Genomic DNA, 18,143 nt, shown 5'->3' with positions numbered 1-18,143 from the left:
CGCCGCCGTTCGCAGCCGCGATATACCGGAATTAACCGTCGAGCGCCGTTAATATCTGGCGAGTACGAGGCAAAAGCCATGAAATCCTGGCGCAAAGCCGTCGTTGGAACGCAGGCGACTGTGGGCGAGGCGATTGCGGCGATCGAGAGCGGCAGCATTCAGGTCGCGTTGGTGCTGGATGGTTCAAGCCGCCTGCTCGGCATCGTAACGGACGGTGACATCCGGCGAGGCCTGCTGCGCGGAATTGCCCTCTCGGGACTCGCAACCGACGTGATGAATCCGAAGCCCGTGTCGGCGCCGGCAACGCTGTCGCGTGACGAGCGGCTGCATCTGATGCGGCAAAAGTTCATCAAGCAACTTCCGCTGCTCGACGAAAGCGGTCAGCTGGTCGAAGTTGAAACATTCGACGAGCTGCTCGAAACACCGAACTATCCCAATCCCGTTCTCATCATGGCCGGCGGGCTCGGTGAACGGCTCGGCGCGTTGACGCAAGACCGGCCGAAGCCAATGCTCAGTGTCGGCGGGCGGCCGCTGTTGGAGACCATTGTTCGCAACGTCGTGCAACAGGGCTTCAGGAACATCTTCATCTCGGTGAACTACAAGGCCGAGATGATCGTGGACCATTTCGGCGATGGCTCGGCGCTCGGTGCCGCGATCCAGTATGTCCGTGAAACGGAACGGCTGGGAACGGCGGGTGCGCTGGGGATGTTGCCGGCAACACCGGATTTGCCGATGGTCGTCACCAATGGCGATATTCTCACCACCATCAATTACGGCGCGCTGCTCGACTTCCATAACGGCACACCGGCAGAAGCCACGATGGCGGTGCGTGAGCACAAGGTGCACGTTCCCTATGGCGTCGTCTCCGCATCCGAAGGCTATCTCCAGACCATCAGGGAAAAACCGACCGAGTCCTGGTTCGTGAGCGCCGGCATCTATGTGGTCGGGCGTACTGCCTTCGATCACGTCGAACGCGGTACCCGGATCGATATGCCGACGGTGCTCGAGCGCATCGTTGCCAACAAGGGCCGTGTCGCGATCTACCCGATCCGGGAATACTGGCTTGATATCGGCCGGATGGAAGATTTCGAACAGGCACATGCGGAGTTTCACGAGGTCTTCCTGTGACATTGCCGGATGCTGTCGTCGTTGGTCTCGGTTCGATCGGGCAACGGCATGCGCGCGTCCTGCAACAGCTTGGATGCGGTGTTACGACGGTCAGCCGTCGCGGCGGCGGCGACTACACTTCGATCGCCAGCGCCATCGCTGGTGCCCGTCCGGCATATGTCGTGATCGCGACCGAAACCGCCGGTCACGCCACATCGCTTCGCGAACTCGCCGACGCCGGTTTTCGCGGATCGGTTCTGGTGGAGAAGCCGCTTTTTGCACGTGCCGGGCCGATCGCCGATTATCCGTTTGCCAGCCTCGTCATCGGCTACAATCTGCGTTTCCATCCGGTGATGACGGCACTCGCCGAGCGGATACGCGGACGACGGGCCATCACGGTTTCGGCCTATGTCGGCCAGGACATCAGGGACTGGCGGCCGGGACGCGACCATCGCACGACGGCGTCGGCAACCACGGCGGCCGGTGGCGGCGTCCTGCGGGATCTCAGCCACGAACTGGATTATCTGCTATGGCTGTTCGGCCCCTGGCAGCGCGTGGCCGCGCTCGGCGGCTCGTCCGGAGCCCGGCAGCTCGAGGTGGACGATCACATCAGTCTCCTGCTGGAGATGCATGGATCGCAGGCGGTGCAAGTGCACATGGACTATCTGGATCGGCCGGGAATCCGCAAGATCCGGATCAACCTGGAGGACGATACCATCGAGGCCGACGTTGCAAGTGGACGGCTCACCATCAATGGCGAGGTTCATGAATATCCGAGCGAGCGTGACCAGAGCTACAAGGCGATGCATCTTGCCGCGATCAAGAGTCTGGACCCGATCTGCTCCTTGCCGGAAGGGCTCGCCGTCATGGGCCTGATTGACGCCAGCGAACGCGCCCTGCATTCGCGGACATGGATATCGGCATGACCTTGCTTTGCACGATATGCGCGCGCGGCGGCTCCAAGGGAGTGGTCGGCAAGAACAGCCGCGATCTGCTCGGCAAGCCGCTTCTGGCGTGGACCATCGAGCAGGCGCGGCAGACCGGTTTGTTTGAGGCGATCGCATTCAGCAGCGATTCCGATCTGCTGCTGGAGACCGCCCTAAAGGCAGGCGCCGATATCGCGGTCAAGCGACCCGACGCGATGGCGACCGATACAGCGCCAAAACTTCCCGCGATACGTCACTGTCTTGAGCAGGCAATGGCCCGCACCGGAACCACGCCCGATATCTTCGTCGATCTCGACGTGACGTCACCGCTGCGGCTGCCGTCCGACATCACGGGCGTGGTCGAACTCCTCCAGCAATCCGGCGCGCGCAATGTCATCACCGGCGCGCCCGCGCACCGATCGCCCTATTTCAATCTCGTCGAGGCGCGCGCAGACGGCACGGTCGGCCTGTCCAAGGTGGCGGATCCTCCGATCATGCGCCGTCAGGATGCACCGCGTTGCTTCGACATGAACGCATCGATCTACGCCTGGCGCGTCGCCGCGTTTCTTGAAAATCCGGCCGTGTTCTATCCGGACACACGACTGTTCGAGATGCCGGAAGAGCGCTCCGCCGACATCGACTCCAACCTCGACTTTATGCTGGTGGAACTGCTGCTCCGTAAGCGGCTGGAATCCACGGAGATCAAACCATGACGGGATTCAAGGATCTGTTCGATCTCAGTGGGCGCACCGCCGTTATCACCGGCGGATGCGGAATTCTGGGACGCCGCTTCGCCGAAGGTCTGGCTGAATTTGGCGCCAATGTCGCCCTCCTCGATCTCGACGAGCAAGCGGTCCAAAGCGCCGCATCCGAGATATCCGCGCGCCATTCCACCCGCGCGAAAGGCTATGCCTGCGACATCACGCAGCCCGAAGCCGTCCGCCGCGTCGCCGATGCGATCGAAGCCGACCTCGGGCCGGTTTCGATCCTGCTCAATAACGCCGCCAGCAAGACCCGCGACGTCGATGCCTTCTTCGCGCCGGTCGCAACGTTCTCACTGGAAACCTGGCGGGAAATCATGGCCGTCAATCTCGACGGCATGTTCAACGTGGCCCAGGTTTTCGGAACCCTGATGGCCGGGCGCGGCTATGGCAGCATCGTTCAGACCGCATCGATTTACGGCCTGATGGCGCCGGATCAGCGCATTTACGAAGGTTCCGAATATCTGGGGCGCGCGATCAACACGCCCGCAGTCTATACCGCCTCCAAGGCAGGCGTTATTGGCCTGACAAAACACCTCGCCGCCTACTGGGGCGCGCAGGGCGTGCGGGTCAACACGCTCACGCCGGGCGGCGTCGAGAGCGGACAGAACGATACGTTCAAGCAGCGCTATGGCGCCCGCGTTCCGCTCGGCAGGATGGCGCGCGCCGATGAGATGGTGGGAGCGGTCCTGTTCCTGGTGTCGGATGCGGCATCTTATGTAACCGGCCAGAATATCGCCGTCGATGGCGGCCTGAGCGCATGGTAAGCCCTGAAAGATGCTGAAGCGCCTGGTCCAAAATACCGTCATCTCCGCGATCGTGTTCGGCGCCGTCGCCGTGCTGGGCGTCGTCGTTATTCCCATTATCATCCGGACCTGGGGCGTTACCGAATTCGGTCTCATCGTCCTTGCACGCTTGTTGCTGCCCAGCGGGCTACTCGGCATTATCGACTTCGGCTTGCCCGAGGTGACAACCCAGGTGGTCGCTCGCGCGCGCGAACATCGCAATTGGGCCATCGGCGGCAGCCAGCTTCTGCTGTTGACGATTGTCTCGGTGCTTCTGGCCGGCACGTTGAGCGCGCTGAGCTGGTTTATGATTCCGCTCATGGTCGCGCAGTTCAAAATCGAACCGGCGCACGTCGCCAGCTTTACAGACATTCTCCGTTACACCACCGCTGCAAATCTCCTGCTGTTCCCGGCTCTGGTTTGGGAAGGCGTCGTCAAGGGCTTCGAACGCTACGGTCTCTTGCGTGTGGCCGAGTTTTTCACCACGGCACTCTACGTCGCCGCCACGATTTACGTGGCTAATGCCGGTTACCCCTATGAGGTGGTCGCCTACTGCTTTCTCGGCAGCAATGTTCTGCGTGCGCTTATTCTGCTCGGCTCCGCCACGGCAGCTTTCCAACGATACCGCACGACATTGTCGATGCCGAGCCGCGATGTCAGGAAGGACGTGCTGACCCGCTGCCTTCTTGTCATGCAGGGAAAACTGATCGGAGGCATCATCGCGCCGATTCAGCCGTTCCTGATCGGTATCTATCTCGGACCGCAAAGCGTCGGCATCTACGACACGCTGGTCCGCATTCCTCGCCTGGTCAAAGTGGTTGCAAGCTTGCTGACGTCCGCGCTCCTGCCGGTCGTCAGCCGGCTGGATCAGCGCGCCAATGTCAAGCAGTTCAACCGCTTTGGCGAGGCAGGTATCGCCTTGTTGCCGATGGTGACGGTTCCTCCCATGGTCGCGGCTGCCGTCTTGTCACCCGCCATCATGCAAATCTGGATCGGTCCACAGATCACCCCTTATGCCCACTGGATGGGCGTGATGTTCGTGGTCGCCATGTCCGCCCAATATGTGATCTTCGGCAACACGCTGTTCATGACGCGCACCAAGGTGCAGTCACGGTTGAACTGGCTGATGAGCATTCAGCTCGCCATCTGGGCGGTCGTTACATTCGCGACGGCACAGTGGTTAGGGGAACGCGCCTACATTCTCGGTCAAGCGATCGGAACCGTTGCGACCTTGCCGTGGCAGTTGTCGATATTCGTCAAGGAATTGCAGATCGCCCCGAAAAAGTTCCTTGTTGCGGTCTGCACCCATCTGGCGATCCTGGCGGTGGGAGCCGTCATGCTGGCTGCCTTCCTGCATTTTAGAGCTTATCCAGGAATCGTAATGATCGCGATCCTCATGTGCGCTTACAGTGCGGCCGCGTGGATCGCGCAGTATTTTCTTGTGCTCGATCGCAAGGAACGCAGCCTGTTTCTTGATTTCGGGCGCTCTTTCCTCGGGCGACCGGATGCCTCGCCGGCAATACTTTAAAACTAGAAAAGCCGCTTCGCAGGGTATAAGACAAGCGGGTTCGGGAACTACCTTAATACCGACGCAGTGGCACTTTGCGGGTGTTCAAAAAACTGCCCCTGTTTATTCAAGTGAGCCAACATGACCATGGTCAACGCTGCCTCCGCGGTACCAGCGCCGAAGAAACAGAAGATCAGTCAGTTCCGCCGCCTGCTCTGGCACGTGAACCGGACCGATCTCGGCTGGGTGACGAAAACCGCGCTCACCGGCATGCAGCTGGGCGCCCGCGCCAAGCGGATCGAAATGCTCAACACGCTTCCGGTCACGCCGGAATGGAGCGAGGCCAGCCGCAAGCTCAGTGAAGATGGCTATGTCGACGTGACCTCGATCGTCGATCGAAACCTCGCCGAAGCGGTCGCCGGCGTCGCTGACAACAAGGTCAGCCGGCTTGATGAACTCGCCGGAAAGCAGCAGCTCGGCCACAAGTCGTTCTGGGTCAGCCTGCTCGACGAGGATCTGGTCAACGGCGCGTTCGCCACCGATCACCCGTTCGTGCGCTACGCGCTGCAGCCCAGCGTTCTCCGCATCATGGGCGATTTCATGCATGAGCTTCCGCAACTATCGGACGTTCTGCTGACATTGTCGCGACCCACCGAGAACAAGCCGCTGAGCTATTCGCAGCTTTGGCATCTCGACCATGACGACAAGCGGGTCTGCAAGCTTTTCATCTATCTCACCGACGTCCGCGACAACAAGGACGGCCCGTTGACATTCATCCCGGCGCCGTCGTCGAAATCGTTCCGCAATACGCTCAAGAGCCACATGAGCGACGACAAGGTTTTCTCGAAAGTGGATCGCTCCGCGGTCAAGGAGATTATTGCGCCTCGCCTGTCCTCATTCATCGTCAACACCGCCCGCTGTCTGCATATGGGCAGCCGCATTTTGTCGGACAGGACCCGCCTGCTCTACACCGCAACCTATATTCAACCCCCGCGCATGTATCCCGAGCCGCCCGCCCGTTTCCGGGCCGCTGGTTCCCTGAGCGAAGTCGACCGCGCGGTGATGCGCCTCTGATCCGGATTCCCCGGGGAGCTGATAATCGTGCGTATCGGATGGGTGGTGGATCACCCCAAGCGTGACTTGGCGGGAAGTGTTTTGGCCGCCTATCAACTCGCCTCGCGCGGGGCATCGGTTGCGATCATCCCGATGTACGAGCAGGGCGTTGACGTACCGCGCCTTGGACTTGATACGCTGGTCGTCAATTACGCGCGCGCGGCCAATCTCGGCCTGATGCGGAGCTTTGCCGAGGCCGGACTCACGCTCCATGTGCTCGACACCGAGGGCGGCGTGCTCGCGGAAAAAGGCGGCAACTCGCCGCCGGCCATGGCCGCCTATATCAAGAACAGCGGTTACGCCGACGTCCTGTCGGGTTATTTTTTCTGGGGCGGGCGGCTGCATGAAGCGTTCAACGACAACCAGACCATGAAGCCGGATCAGCTTCACCTCACGGGCTGTCCTCGCTTCGATTTCGCGGCCCCCCGCTGGCGAAAACTGCTCGATGGCGAACGGCGTGGCTATCTGCTGGTCAATGCCAATTTCCCGCTGGTGAATTCCCGCTTTTCCAGCAAGCCCGGTGCCGAGCGCGAAGCCATGATCCGGGCCGGATGGGACGCAGCCTATATCGACCGCTTCCTTCCCGATTTGAAGCAGGTCTTTGCCAATTATCTCATCGAGATCGGTCGGCTCGCGGAAGCGCGGCCGGATCGCGCCATCCTGCTGCGCCCGCACCCTTTCGAGAGCGAAGAGGTCTATCGCACCGCGCTCGCCCGGCATTCCAATGTCGTGGTGGACGGAACGGGAAGCGTCCTCGACATGATCCAGAATGCCGCAGCGGTCATCCACCTCAACTGCGGTACGGCGGTCGAAGCCGTGCTGCTCGAAAAACTGCCGATTCAATTGGAATATCTTAATACGCCGGCGACGGCCGGACATGCCCTGCTGCCCGCGCGCGTCAGCCGCGCCGTCGCATCGTTCGACGAACTGTTGGCCACGATCGATCATCTCGATGAAGAAACCGGTAAATTCGATTTTGCGGGTGTTCATGCCGCTGATATCGACGCGTTCTTTTATCGCAATGACGGTCTGGCCGCCGAACGGGTCGCCGATATTCTTGTCAGCGCGAAAGATCGTCGCCAGCCGTTTGTCTCGTTGTCCAGCGCACTCAGGGGCACGCGGCCGAACCCTAGTCGCGGACAAATCGCCAAGGGCGCCGCCAGCCTGCTGTTCGGATCAGCCGCGACCGAAAAACTGCGCACCTGGTTCAGCCCCGCGCGACGCGACAAGCGAATTGAACCCGCCGATGTCGGGACGCTGCTGGAGCGGATCGCCATTCATGACAACCGCGACCCGTCACTTTTTACCGCGACGCGCGCGCGATGCGTCAAGACTGGATTGCCCCTGGCCAGTATTGTCGTAGAACAACGTCCCATTCGCACATGACCACCTCGCCCGAAATCATCCTGATCACCACGCTCGCGGAATACCAGACACGGTTCTGGATTCCGGTGGCGCAGCGGCTGCGCGACGCCGGACGCGAAGTCCAGCTACTCGCCTTCGACGACCGCAGCGCGGAGATGGCGACAGAGCAAGGCGTTCCCGTCGTCAACATGTATCGAACGGGCTTGCAGGGCAGCGCGCCGGTCGAGGATCAGGGTGCCTTCGCGGCGCGCGTCATCGATTATGATCTCGATGGAACGAACTTCCTGTTCAGCCACGAGCGTGTGACGTTTGGAATCCGCAGCACCGCCGCCCTGCGCAGGCGGTTCATGATCTACAGTAACGCCATGGAGCTGGTCCTCGATCAACTCGCCGCGCGCGGACAGCGCGCAATCGTGGTTCAGGAGCTTGGCGGCTTTCTCTCGGTCATTGCATGCTTCTATGCGGCGAAGAAGCGCGGCATCCGCAACTGGTTCATCGAACCGTCGTTCTTTCGCGGCCGGCTTTATTACACGCCCGATAGCTTTACCGCGCCTGATACGATGGGAATCCCGGCTGACGCGATCTCTGCCGATGTGCGCAATTATCTCGACCAGACGCTCAAGCAGCGCGCGATCGTGATCCCCCAGAAGGACCGGCATCAATATTCCGCGGCGTTCAACAAGATCGCCAACGCCCGCAATGCCCGCCGCCTGGTCGAAAAACTCTGGGACCAGTTTGCACTGGGCAAGCACCAGGAGTTTGGACATAATCTGCGGCACGCGCGGGCGCACGCGGCGATGGCGGTTGGCGCAACGCGGCTTCGCAAGCTGTATCGTCCGATGCCGGAGACGCCGTTCGTTTACTACCCGCTCCATGTGCCGGCCGACATGGCGCTGACGCTGCGTTCGCCGGAATATCTCGATCAGGTCGCGACCATCGATTTCCTGCTGCGCACGATTCCCGATACCCATGCCCTCGTCGTGAAAGAGCACCCGGCGCAGATCGGCGCGATCCCCGCCGGCCGCCTGTTCGAACTGGCCCGGCGATTCGACAATTTTATCCTGTTGCCGCCGCAGACCAACAATTACGCGGTGCTTGGCCGTGCCGACGCCGTCGTGTCCGTCAACAGCAAGTCCGGCGCCGAAGCGGTGCTGCTCGGCAAGCCCGTGATCGTCATGGGCGACGCTTTCTATCGCTCCTGCCCGCTCGTCTTCGCGGTGGATCGCCTCAGGGATGTCCCGCAGCGCCTGCGCGAGGCCCTGCATTCCCAAGGATTCGATCCGGCCAAGGCCGCCCCCTATTTCGAGACGGCATGGCGCAAATCGTTTCCCGGCGAGCTCTACATCGACCATCCGCAGCAGCTCGACACCTTCGCTGCATCGCTAGTCTCGGCGATCGCCGAACCGCCTGCGGCGTCCTGAGGGGTTTGCTGCATGCCGCTCGTTTCGATCATCACCCCATCGTGGAATGTGGAGCGCCTGATCGGCGAGACCATCGAGTCGGTGCAGGCCCAGACCCTCGGCGACTGGGAGCTATTGATCGCCGACGATTGCTCGACCGACAACACCGCTGCCGTGATCGAGAGCTACGCGGCAAAAGATCCACGGATCAAGCTGATCCGGCAGCCCCGCAACGGCGGGCCGGCGCTGGCGCGTCAGGCCGCCATCGAACAGGCCCAGGGCCGCTTCATCGCCTTTCTCGACAGCGACGATCTCTGGCTGCCGCCCAAGCTCGAGCGGCAGATCGCCTTCGCGCGCGAGCATCGCGCGGCCCTCAGCTTCACGGCGTTTCGCCGCATCAATGAAGACGGATCGACGACCGGCCGGCTGATCCCGGTGCCGGCTTCGCTCACCTACGAGCAATTGATCAAGAACACCTCGATCGCGACGCTGACCGCGCTCGTGGACCGCGACATCGCGGGCAACATCGCCATGAAAAACGAACCCTATGACGATTTCTGTCTTTGGCTCAGCATCCTCAAGCCCGGACATGTCGCCTGGGGGCTTAACGAGGATCTGGCGCGCTACCGCGTCAGGGGCGTCTCGGTCTCAAGCCGCCCAATGCGGTCCGCCGGCTGGGTCTGGCACATCTACCGCAACGTAGAAGGGCTTTCGCTGCTCAAATCAGCCTGGTGCTTTGCGCACTGGAGCGCGCGGGCGTGGCTGAAGCGGCGGGAGTTCTGAAGGCGCCCGCATCAGGGTATCCAGTTACCTCAAACGGAGCGTGCCCTGATTAAGGGTTGGCGAAGTTTCCTATTGCCGATACCAATCCGCGGGCCGCCGACGGCCGGCGCGAAACGAAATCCGGCCAATTAAATGAAGGTTTTGGGAGCGACCATGCCCCTTGAGCGAAACTACGCAGATAACAGGATTCTGGTCACGGGTGGCGCGGGGTTCATTGGTTCCCATTTGTGCGAGCGACTGCTGGCCGAGCGCGCGGAGGTGATCTGCGTCGACAACTATTTCACCGGCAGCCGGCGCAATATCGCTCATCTGCTGTCCAATCCGCTGTTCGAGGCGATGCGTCACGACGTGACGTTTCCTCTCTACGTCGAGGTCGATGCGATTTTCAATCTGGCTTGCCCGGCTTCGCCGGTTCACTACCAGCGCGACCCCGTGCAAACCACCAAGACCAGCGTTCACGGCGCCATCAACATGCTCGGTCTCGCCAAACGGCTTGGCATCCGCATCTTCCAGGCTTCCACCAGCGAGGTATATGGCGATCCGCTGGTGCATCCCCAGCCGGAAGAATATTGGGGCAACGTCAATCCGATCGGGATACGTTCCTGCTATGACGAGGGCAAGCGCTGCGCCGAAACCTTGTTTTTCGACTATTGGCGGCAACACCAGCTGCCGATCAAGGTCGCGCGCATTTTCAATACCTACGGCCCGCGGATGCAGCCGAACGACGGCCGGGTCGTTTCATCCTTCATCGTTCAGGCGCTCAAGGGCGACGACATCACCGTGTTCGGCGATGGCGGACAAAGCCGGTCGTTCTGTTATGTCGACGACCTCGTCGAGGCGATTACCCGTCTGATGCTGACGGAAAATGCATGCACCGGCCCGATCAATCTCGGCAACAACTCGGAATTCACGATCGTGGAGTTGGCCGAAAAAGTCATCAGCTTCACCAAATCCCGGTCGAAGCTGATCTTCAAGCCATTGCCGCAGGATGACCCGCGGCAACGCCAGCCGGATCTTTCCAAGGCCAACGCACTGCTTGATTGGCAACCGAAAGTCGCGCTCGACGATGGCTTGAAAGAGACCATCGCCTACTTCAAGCATTCGCTCGAACTGGCCTGATTGATCGGCAGGACGATACTCTTCATCACTCGCTCAGGCGCCCTATCCATGATGAGTTCGCTTCCCGGCATCGTCGAGCGCGTGCGCCTGAGACTCCTGTCGAACCCCGCGCTGCTCATCCTGATTGTTCTGCATACCGTCGTCTGCTGCGTCTCGCTGGTCACAGTCTCGGAACGGCAGTTTTACATATCTTATAATCCAGACCTGCTTGCCTACGCGATCGTTATTGCCGCAGCCTTCTCGTCGCTTTCATTGCTGTTTGTGGTCGCTCGTTTCAGCTTCGGCTATTTTGTCGGCTTTTATTTTTATACGTTGATACTTGGCTTCCTGTGGATCGATGTCTTCACGAAACATAATTACGACCGCAAATTGGCCGGCCTCTCGGCGGCGGTCTCATTGCTCGTGTTTCTGGGCCCCGCCCTGCTGATCAGGACGCGGGTCAAGCAGATATTCGAGCTGTCGCCCCGGGCGCTGGAGCACCTCCTGAGTTTTGTGCTGGTGCTGGCGCTGGGAACGATCCTGGTGGCGTCCACCTACAATTTCAGACTGGTTTCCCTCAGCCGCATCTACGATTTTCGCGACGAACTCGGTTTCCCTGCCGTCATCCGCTATTTGATCGGCATTACGTCGAGCGCGCTGTTGCCGTTCGCTTTTGCCTGCTATTGGACGCTCAATTATCGCTGGCGAGCCGCCATCACGCTGCTTCTCTTGCTGCTGTTCTATCCAATCACGCTGAGCAAGTTCGCTTTTTTCACACCAGCCTGGATCGTTACGATGCTGATCCTCTCGAGGGTCTTTGAGGCAAGAAAAACGGTCATCCTGTCGCTCTTTATACCGCTGGTCGTTGGGCTCATCACAACTCTTTTTATAGCCGGCCCGATCGGCGATCTCGGACGCACGTATTTCAACATCGTCAACATCCGGATGATTGCGGCACAATCGAGCGCCATAGACATCTATAACGAATATTTCTCGTATCACCCTCATACCTATTTCTGTCAGATATCATTCTTAAAGTCGCTGGTGCATTGCCCATACCAGGATCCGCTCTCCGTCGTGATGGACCACACTTACGGGTTCGGAAACCTCAATGCCTCGTTATTCGCGACAGAGGGCATTGCCTCCGTAGGATTACTTCTCGCGCCGATCGCAGCGTTCGCGTGCGGGCTTGTGATCGCCTTCGGCAACCGGCTGTCGGCCGGCCTGCCGCCCCGCTTCGTCCTGATCTCCGGGGCCCTGCTTCCGCAAGATCTCATGAACGTGCCCCTCACGACTGCGTTGTTGACACATGGCGCAGCGTTTCTTTTCCTGCTGTGGTACATCACACCGCGCGTGATTTTCGCGAGCCAAAACCAAGCAAAGGCGTGAAGGCGTGGAGTCGAGCAGTTCAACTCGAACGGTAAAATCCGAGATTGGCGACCCAGTTCAGCTTGCTGATTTGCGTCCCGTTGCCTGCAACTCGCTTGCGCGGGTCGGAAATGCAAATGACGGCGGCTACGTCGTTCCGCTCGATGCGTTAGCTGCGGCCAACGCGCTACTGTCGTTCGGCCTTTCGCACGACTGGAGCTTTGAACGCGATTTCAAAAGGCATAACCCCGCCGCCCTGATCCATTGCTACGATCACACCGTCTCTCTGCGAACGGCCCTCGAGTATTCGATCGGTCAGCTGCCGCGCTTTATCCTGCAGTTCAAGGCAAGCGCATTCCGCAAGATCTTTACCTGGATCGACTACCTGACATTTTTTCGCGCCGACAATATCCATTTCAAACAAAGGGTTTGGCGCGACAGGCAGGAGAACAGCGTCACGATCGAAGACGTCTTCGCGCGCCTGCCGGCGGCATGCCCGGTTTTTGTCAAAATGGACATCGAAGGAAGCGAATATCGCGTGCTCGATGACCTGCTGCGACACTCCCAGAACATCGTCGCGATGGCGATCGAATTTCATGACGTCGACATTCTCTCTGGCCCGTTCAATTCCTTCATCGAGAAAATCAAGCGCGATTTCTATATCGTGCACCTTCACGGCAATAACATGGGGGGAATGGCGTTCCATTTTCCAATCGCCCCGGAAATTACATTCCTCCACAAGCGGTTTTTCAATTCGGTCCCGCCGCCGTCGCAATTGAAATATCCGGTCGCGGGCCTCGATCGTCCCAACTACGCGGGACTGCCGGAGTTCACCTTCGAATTCTGACCGCTGTCGTCGCTATCAGTTCGACTTCGACAACCGGTAAGGCCCGAGGAAAAGCACGTCGAGACCGGAGCAGAAGTAGGTGTGCAGTGCCTCCAGCGGCGAGTTCACCGTCGGCTGTTCATTGACGTTGAGGCTGGTGTTGATCAGCATGGGCACCGAGCTTGCCTTGGCGAACTCACCGATCAGACGGCTGTAAAGCGGATTGGTTTCCGGATGGACGCTTTGAAGCCGCGCGGTGCCGTCAACATGAACGACGGCCGGGATCTTTTGCTTGACGCTCTCGTTGACCGGGAAGGTGACGACCATGAACGGGGCGTCAAAGGTGTCTTCAAAATAATCCGCCTGCCGCTCGAACAGGACCGACGGACAAAACGGGCGAAACTCTTCCCTATATTTGATGGTAACATTGATCCGGTCTTTCATATCGGCCGATCGCGGGTCCGCGATGATCGAGCGGTTGCCGAGTGCGCGCGGGCCATACTCCATACGCCCCTGAAACCAGCCGACCGTTTTCTGCTCAACGAGGTCGGTGACGCAACGGGTGGCGGGATCATCAACCAGCTCGTACCGGGCGCCAATCTTGTCGAGGGTCGACCTGATCACGTCATTGGAATACTCAGGCCCCCAATAAGCGTGCGTCAGCGGTGCGATCTTGTGACCGGCTTCGGCGCATTTGAGCATCGCGGCCCCGAGCGCCACGCCGGCATCGTGCGGCACCGGAGGAACGTAGAGCTTGCCGACTGAAGGCTCGGCCGCAATCTCCATGTTCATTTTGCAGTTCAATGATACGCCGCCGGCGAGGCATAGGTCGGCGCAGCCTGAGGCCTTGATCGCCGCCCGCGTGACATGGGTGGCGATAACCTCGAGCTGTTTCTGGCCGCTGGCCGCAATGTCGGTAAACCGCTGATCCAGCGCCTGCCCGCGAATCCGGCGAGGACCCAGCAGGTCTTCGAGCTTTTCAGTGAAGATTCGTTCTTGCCGCGTTGAAAAGTCGCTGGTGTAGATTTCCTTGTCACGCAACCGCTTGTCGAGCGCGCCATCAAGCTCGTAGCTCAAACCTTCGGGGCGCAGGATGGTGGCGAATTGCTCGAGGTAGCGCGGGCTGCCATAGGATGAGAGTCCCATCACCTTGTATTCGTCATTGGTCATCTGGTAGCCGAGATACTGGGTAAGCATCCCGTAATACAGCCCGAGACTGTTATGCCGGCCAAAGCGGGTCAATTCGCGAAAATCATTGCCCTTCGCATGCACCACGACGCCGGAGCTTGAATCGCCGGAAAAGTCGAAACAAATAACTGTCGCCTCAGGAAAGCCCGAGCCATAGAAGCTGCTCGCGGCGTGACAGAGGTGATGATCATAGAGCTCGATTTTGGGGCTGTGACCAAATTGATACTTAAAATATTCGGTCAGCCGCTGGGTGTAATTAACGTAGGTCTTCAACGGCGAGCAAATATAGTCCACATCGCGAATGGTGATGCCGGCCTGCTTCAAGCAGAAATCGATGGCGCCGCGCGGAAGCTCGCCGCGGGCGTGTTTCGCCAGCGTAAAACGCTCTTCTTCGGCTGCTGCAATCAGCTCTCCGTCACGAAGCAGAACCGCGGCACCATCGTGGTGACCGTGCTTGATCCCGGAGCTAATACCAATCACATACATTTCGTTTCATACCTGCCAATGGGAACATCGGTGGGGCGTATGGGGGTTACACACCAGCAAATTTATCGCAACTCAAGCAATAAATTCTGCAACTGGGCGCCATAGCGTTCCGGTGTCATGGCCAGCATCTTTTCCCGGCCCCTTTGTCCGAGTAACCGTGCTGTATCGGGATATTTCACGATTTTCAGCATGGCATCCCTGATCGAGTTCACCGACATCGGATCGAATAGCAGGCCGGCATCGCCGACTTGCTCGGGGATGGCAAGAATGCCGGAAGCGGCGACGGGCGTGCCGACCTGAAATGCTTCATAGATCGGAATACTGACGCTTTCGAACAGCGACGGCATGACCAGCGCCGTCGCGAGCCGGTAGATCGCCTGGAGGTCCTCCTGCGCCACATAGCCGAGATGGCAGACCTTCTCGCTCAGGCCGAATTTTGCGACGGCCGCCATCACGGCCTCATATTCGTCGCGTTTCTTGCCGGTGAGCACCAGCTTCAGGTCAGGCACTTCGGCTACAACTTCTCGAAACGCTTCGAGCAGGCGCGAATGATTTTTGTGAACCCAAAACTGTGCGGGATAGAACAGGAATTTATCCGGCAGTTGCAGCCGCCTTCGCGTCGCCTGCAAGGTCTCACTGCTTTCATCCGCCATGAACTGCCGCAGCGGGGGCGCCGTGATCACGACCGTGCGTTCCTCGGCCATGCCAAAGAAACGCATGATGTCTTTTTTGACATAGCTGGATTCGCAGATCACACGCCGTGTTCGCGCCAGCAGCCGCGTATAGACCTGATGCCTCCAGAACCGCGTCCAGCGTGAAAAATTCTCAGGATAATAATTCTCCTGGAGATCGTGCAGCGTGAAGGCAAATGGTTTTGACGTATGCAGCAGCGCCAGCGAATAAATTGGCGCCAACAGGACATCTTCGGAAACAAAGGGGTCTGATAGCCCGATGTGCAGATTGCGGGCGGCGAGCGCGGTCATTTGTCGGGCGCGCGATTCGATAAAGGGACGAATGGGGTAGCCTAATTCGATAAAATCCCGGTTTTGCGGATCGCCATACAACGTAATGTCAAAGCCGCTGGTGTGCCGCAGCGCTTGCAGCATCGACAGCGTGTATTGATATGTGCCGCCATTGTCCGTTCCGGCGAGCGCGATCACGCCAAGTCTGATCAATGGCGTAACCCGCAGAGGACGTTTGTCGCGCCGATCATGCCGCGCGCATTTCCTTGAGGATTTCGTTCACCTCGGCTCCGATCCGCCGCACATCCTGCTTGGTCAGTTCATAGAAGGACGGCAGGTTCAAACCTATCTGCGCCTTGCGGGTCGAGACCGGCAACGGCGGCTGCCTGTACATCGGCATCGAAGACATGGTGCAAAAATATGGCCGGGTGTCGATGCCGCGCGCTTTCAACGCCTGCATGAAGGCGTCCCGCCCTGCTTCGTCAAACCCGTCGACCTCCAGGCAGATCATCCAGAACGCGCTTTTCGCCCAGTTCTTCACCCGATTGAGCCGCACGCGGTCTGAGGTCACGATCTCGGCGTTGTACCAATCCATGATCTCAGCCCTTCGGCTGAGAAAATCATCGATCCGCTCGAGTTGCGCGACACCGAGTGCGGCCTGCAGATTGGTGATGCGATAGTTGAATCCGCGCTCCTCGTGAAAGTACCGGCGCTGCGGACTCATGGCATGATCGCGCAGCCGCTTGGCGCGCGCATGGAAATCCCGGTCGTTGGTGGTCAGCATGCCCCCTTCGCCTGTCGTGATGACCTTGTTGCCGTAAAAGCTGAATACGCCGCATTTGCCGAGCCCGCCCACGCGGCGGCCTTTATACTCGGCTCCGTGCGCCTCGGCCGCGTCTTCGATGACGGCGATGCCATGCGCGTTGCCGATTTCCATCAAGGCGTCCATGTCGGCTGGATGGCCATAGAGATGCACCGGAATGATCGCTTTGGTGCGTGCCGAGATCAGCGATTTGACCGACGAAGGATCGATGCACAGCGTATCCGCGTCGATGTCGGCGAGAACCGGCGTCGCCCCGGTATAGGCCACGGCGTTCGCGGTCGCGACGAAAGTCAGATCGGGGATGATCACCTCGTCGCCAGGTTTCAGCCCGAGAGTGGCGAGTGCGAGGTGAAGGCCGGTCGTGCCGTTGCTGACCGCGAGCGCATATTCGGTCCCGCAATAGCGCGCGAAGTTTGCCTCGAACTCGTCGATGTATTTTCCGATCGACGATACCCATCCGGAATCCAGCGCATCGATCACGAGTTCTTTTTCTCGTGGTCCGATGAACGGCTTGGAAATCGGAATAAAACTGTCTGACATCATCGACTTTCTAGATCGAGGCAACGAGCTCTTCGAAGCGCTTCCATTGCAGCTGCTTCGAATAGCTGGTCGATACCATTTCATGGCCCGCGCGCGCGATACCCAATCTCTTTGCGGAATCCTGCAGCAATTCCCTGACCAGCGCCACCGCCTGGTCTGCCGAATTGTAGGTCACGAGCGTCTGGCCATCTTTCATTCCCCTGGGATAGTTGCCCGCGTCCGATAGCAGCAGCGATCCGCCTCCCAACGCCTCGAAACAACGCATATTGCCACGATCTTCGCCTGACATATCGATGGCGCCGTTCAAGACAATCTTGGCCGTCGATAGCACTTCGTAATAGTCCCGTCCAAATGTCGGCTCGCTGGTGATGGCGCGGATGGCCTGCGGCCTTCGATGCTTGGCGAGCGGCAAAAACCTTCCGATCGGCGATTCCGCCAGCCGGCACAGGCGCGATCGGTCGAGATGATATACAATATTATACTGACCGGCCAATCGCGCGACGGCTTCCAGTATTTCGGCTCTTCGAAGGTGATGGCGCGAATAGCCGCCGACAAACACCACATCAACGGGCCTGTCCTCGCGAGCCGCGAATGGCGCGAATTCCGGATCGTAGGCGGGGAAGAAATAATCCGTCCGGGCGCCCTGCTCGGCTATTGCCGCAAGGATCGACGGGAAATTGCAGACCACGAGATCGTAGGCGGTGAACGACACGTTCCGGAACGGCGCGGCATGCCAGGCGATGACTTTTTTCACGCAGCCGGGAAGGCTTTTGATGAAATCCGCTGGCCATCCCGTCGCATCGAGATTGTAAAACACGTCGGCGCGGTGTGCTTCGATCTGCGCCTTCAGAATGTCGCTCAGCGAACTGCGCGAACTCATGCCCTGCTCGCGTGCCCAAACCTTCTGGATGTCCTCGTCGTCCCCGTTGGCGAAGAACGCCCATTCGGCGCGCTGATCGACCGGCAGCAGGATGTGAGCCGCCGACTCCCTGAAGTTCACAAACGCGTCGATCTTGCCGGCGTAGGTGGAGCTGTGCCTGGTCAGCTCGCGAATCCTCGGGCGCAGCGAGGGATAATATCTGGCATTCTGGAACAACCTCACGAG

General features: G+C 59.5%; 16 protein-coding genes. 12 read left to right on the top strand and 4 right to left on the bottom strand.

Annotated elements, in window-relative coordinates; translation table 11 throughout:
* Positions 1-78: 78 nt before the first annotated feature.
* The 12 genes from BLV09_RS00385 to BLV09_RS00330 all read left to right on the top strand — a co-directional run bounded on the left by BLV09_RS00385 (position 79) and on the right by BLV09_RS00330 (position 13,060).
* Positions 79-1,128 (top strand): nucleotidyltransferase family protein, encoded by a 1,050-nt coding sequence (locus tag BLV09_RS00385; protein ID WP_146685911.1) that lies wholly within the window; start codon positions 79-81, stop codon positions 1,126-1,128.
* Entirely contained in the window at positions 1,125-2,033 is a 909-nt protein-coding gene (locus BLV09_RS00380; RefSeq protein WP_146685910.1) for a Gfo/Idh/MocA family protein, read from the top strand. Before BLV09_RS00385 ends, BLV09_RS00380 begins: the two co-directional genes overlap by 4 nt.
* Positions 2,030-2,746 carry an acylneuraminate cytidylyltransferase family protein gene (locus BLV09_RS00375; RefSeq protein WP_146685909.1) on the top strand — a complete coding sequence of 239 codons (717 nt, stop codon included), beginning with the start codon at positions 2,030-2,032 and terminating at the stop codon, positions 2,744-2,746. Before BLV09_RS00380 ends, BLV09_RS00375 begins: the two co-directional genes overlap by 4 nt.
* Positions 2,743-3,561 carry an SDR family oxidoreductase gene (locus tag BLV09_RS00370; RefSeq protein ID WP_146685908.1) on the top strand — a complete coding sequence of 273 codons (819 nt, stop codon included), beginning with the start codon at positions 2,743-2,745 and terminating at the stop codon, positions 3,559-3,561. Before BLV09_RS00375 ends, BLV09_RS00370 begins: the two co-directional genes overlap by 4 nt.
* 10 nt (positions 3,562-3,571) lie before the next feature.
* Positions 3,572-5,107, top strand: a complete 1,536-nt coding sequence (locus BLV09_RS00365) for a lipopolysaccharide biosynthesis protein (protein WP_146685907.1) — start codon at positions 3,572-3,574, stop codon at positions 5,105-5,107.
* Positions 5,108-5,227: 120 nt separating this feature from the next.
* On the top strand, positions 5,228-6,160 hold the full coding sequence (locus BLV09_RS00360; protein ID WP_146685906.1) for a hypothetical protein: 933 nt from the start codon (positions 5,228-5,230) through the stop codon (positions 6,158-6,160).
* 27 nt (positions 6,161-6,187) lie between these two features.
* Positions 6,188-7,585, top strand: a complete 1,398-nt coding sequence (locus BLV09_RS00355) for a surface carbohydrate biosynthesis protein (protein ID WP_244548935.1) — start codon at positions 6,188-6,190, stop codon at positions 7,583-7,585.
* Positions 7,582-8,985, top strand: a complete 1,404-nt coding sequence (locus BLV09_RS00350) for a capsule biosynthesis protein (protein ID WP_146685905.1) — start codon at positions 7,582-7,584, stop codon at positions 8,983-8,985. The genes BLV09_RS00355 and BLV09_RS00350 overlap by 4 nt, the downstream gene beginning before the upstream one ends.
* 12 nt (positions 8,986-8,997) lie before the next feature.
* Complete coding sequence (locus tag BLV09_RS00345) at positions 8,998-9,747, top strand: glycosyltransferase family 2 protein (RefSeq protein ID WP_146685904.1); 750 nt, start codon at positions 8,998-9,000, stop codon at positions 9,745-9,747.
* A 153-nt stretch (positions 9,748-9,900) separates the two neighbouring features.
* Positions 9,901-10,866: a UDP-glucuronic acid decarboxylase family protein gene (locus BLV09_RS00340; RefSeq protein WP_146685903.1), complete on the top strand. Its 966-nt coding sequence runs from the start codon at positions 9,901-9,903 to the stop codon at positions 10,864-10,866.
* 48 nt (positions 10,867-10,914) lie between these two features.
* Positions 10,915-12,234, top strand: a complete 1,320-nt coding sequence (locus tag BLV09_RS00335; RefSeq protein ID WP_244548934.1) for a hypothetical protein — start codon at positions 10,915-10,917, stop codon at positions 12,232-12,234.
* A 70-nt stretch (positions 12,235-12,304) separates the two neighbouring features.
* Positions 12,305-13,060: an FkbM family methyltransferase gene (locus BLV09_RS00330; RefSeq protein WP_167558577.1), complete on the top strand. Its 756-nt coding sequence runs from the start codon at positions 12,305-12,307 to the stop codon at positions 13,058-13,060.
* A gap of 15 nt (positions 13,061-13,075) precedes the next feature.
* Here BLV09_RS00330 and BLV09_RS00325 read toward each other — a convergent pair whose 3' ends face one another.
* The 4 genes from BLV09_RS00325 to BLV09_RS00310 form a co-directional block, all read right to left on the bottom strand.
* A complete protein-coding gene (locus tag BLV09_RS00325; RefSeq protein WP_146685901.1) occupies positions 13,076-14,713 on the bottom strand; it encodes a carbamoyltransferase family protein in 1,638 nt (545 codons plus the stop codon).
* Positions 14,714-14,775: 62 nt separating this feature from the next.
* The gene (locus BLV09_RS00320) at positions 14,776-15,888 is read right to left on the bottom strand and encodes a glycosyltransferase family 4 protein (RefSeq protein WP_146685900.1); all 1,113 of its coding nucleotides are present in this window, start codon (positions 15,886-15,888) and stop codon (positions 14,776-14,778) included.
* Positions 15,889-15,922: 34 nt separating this feature from the next.
* Positions 15,923-17,038, bottom strand: a complete 1,116-nt coding sequence (locus tag BLV09_RS00315; protein ID WP_146690931.1) for a DegT/DnrJ/EryC1/StrS family aminotransferase — start codon at positions 17,036-17,038, stop codon at positions 15,923-15,925.
* A 10-nt stretch (positions 17,039-17,048) separates the two neighbouring features.
* Positions 17,049-18,140: a glycosyltransferase gene (locus BLV09_RS00310; RefSeq protein ID WP_146685899.1), complete on the bottom strand. Its 1,092-nt coding sequence runs from the start codon at positions 18,138-18,140 to the stop codon at positions 17,049-17,051.
* Between the last annotated feature and the right edge of the window lie 3 nt (positions 18,141-18,143).

The sequence above is a fragment of the Bradyrhizobium canariense genome, assembly GCF_900105125.1.
Taxonomy (GTDB): Bacteria; Pseudomonadota; Alphaproteobacteria; order Rhizobiales; family Xanthobacteraceae; genus Bradyrhizobium; species Bradyrhizobium canariense_A.
The sequence above is the reverse complement of the archived record's forward strand: the minus strand, read 5'-3'. Positions and strand labels throughout refer to the sequence as shown.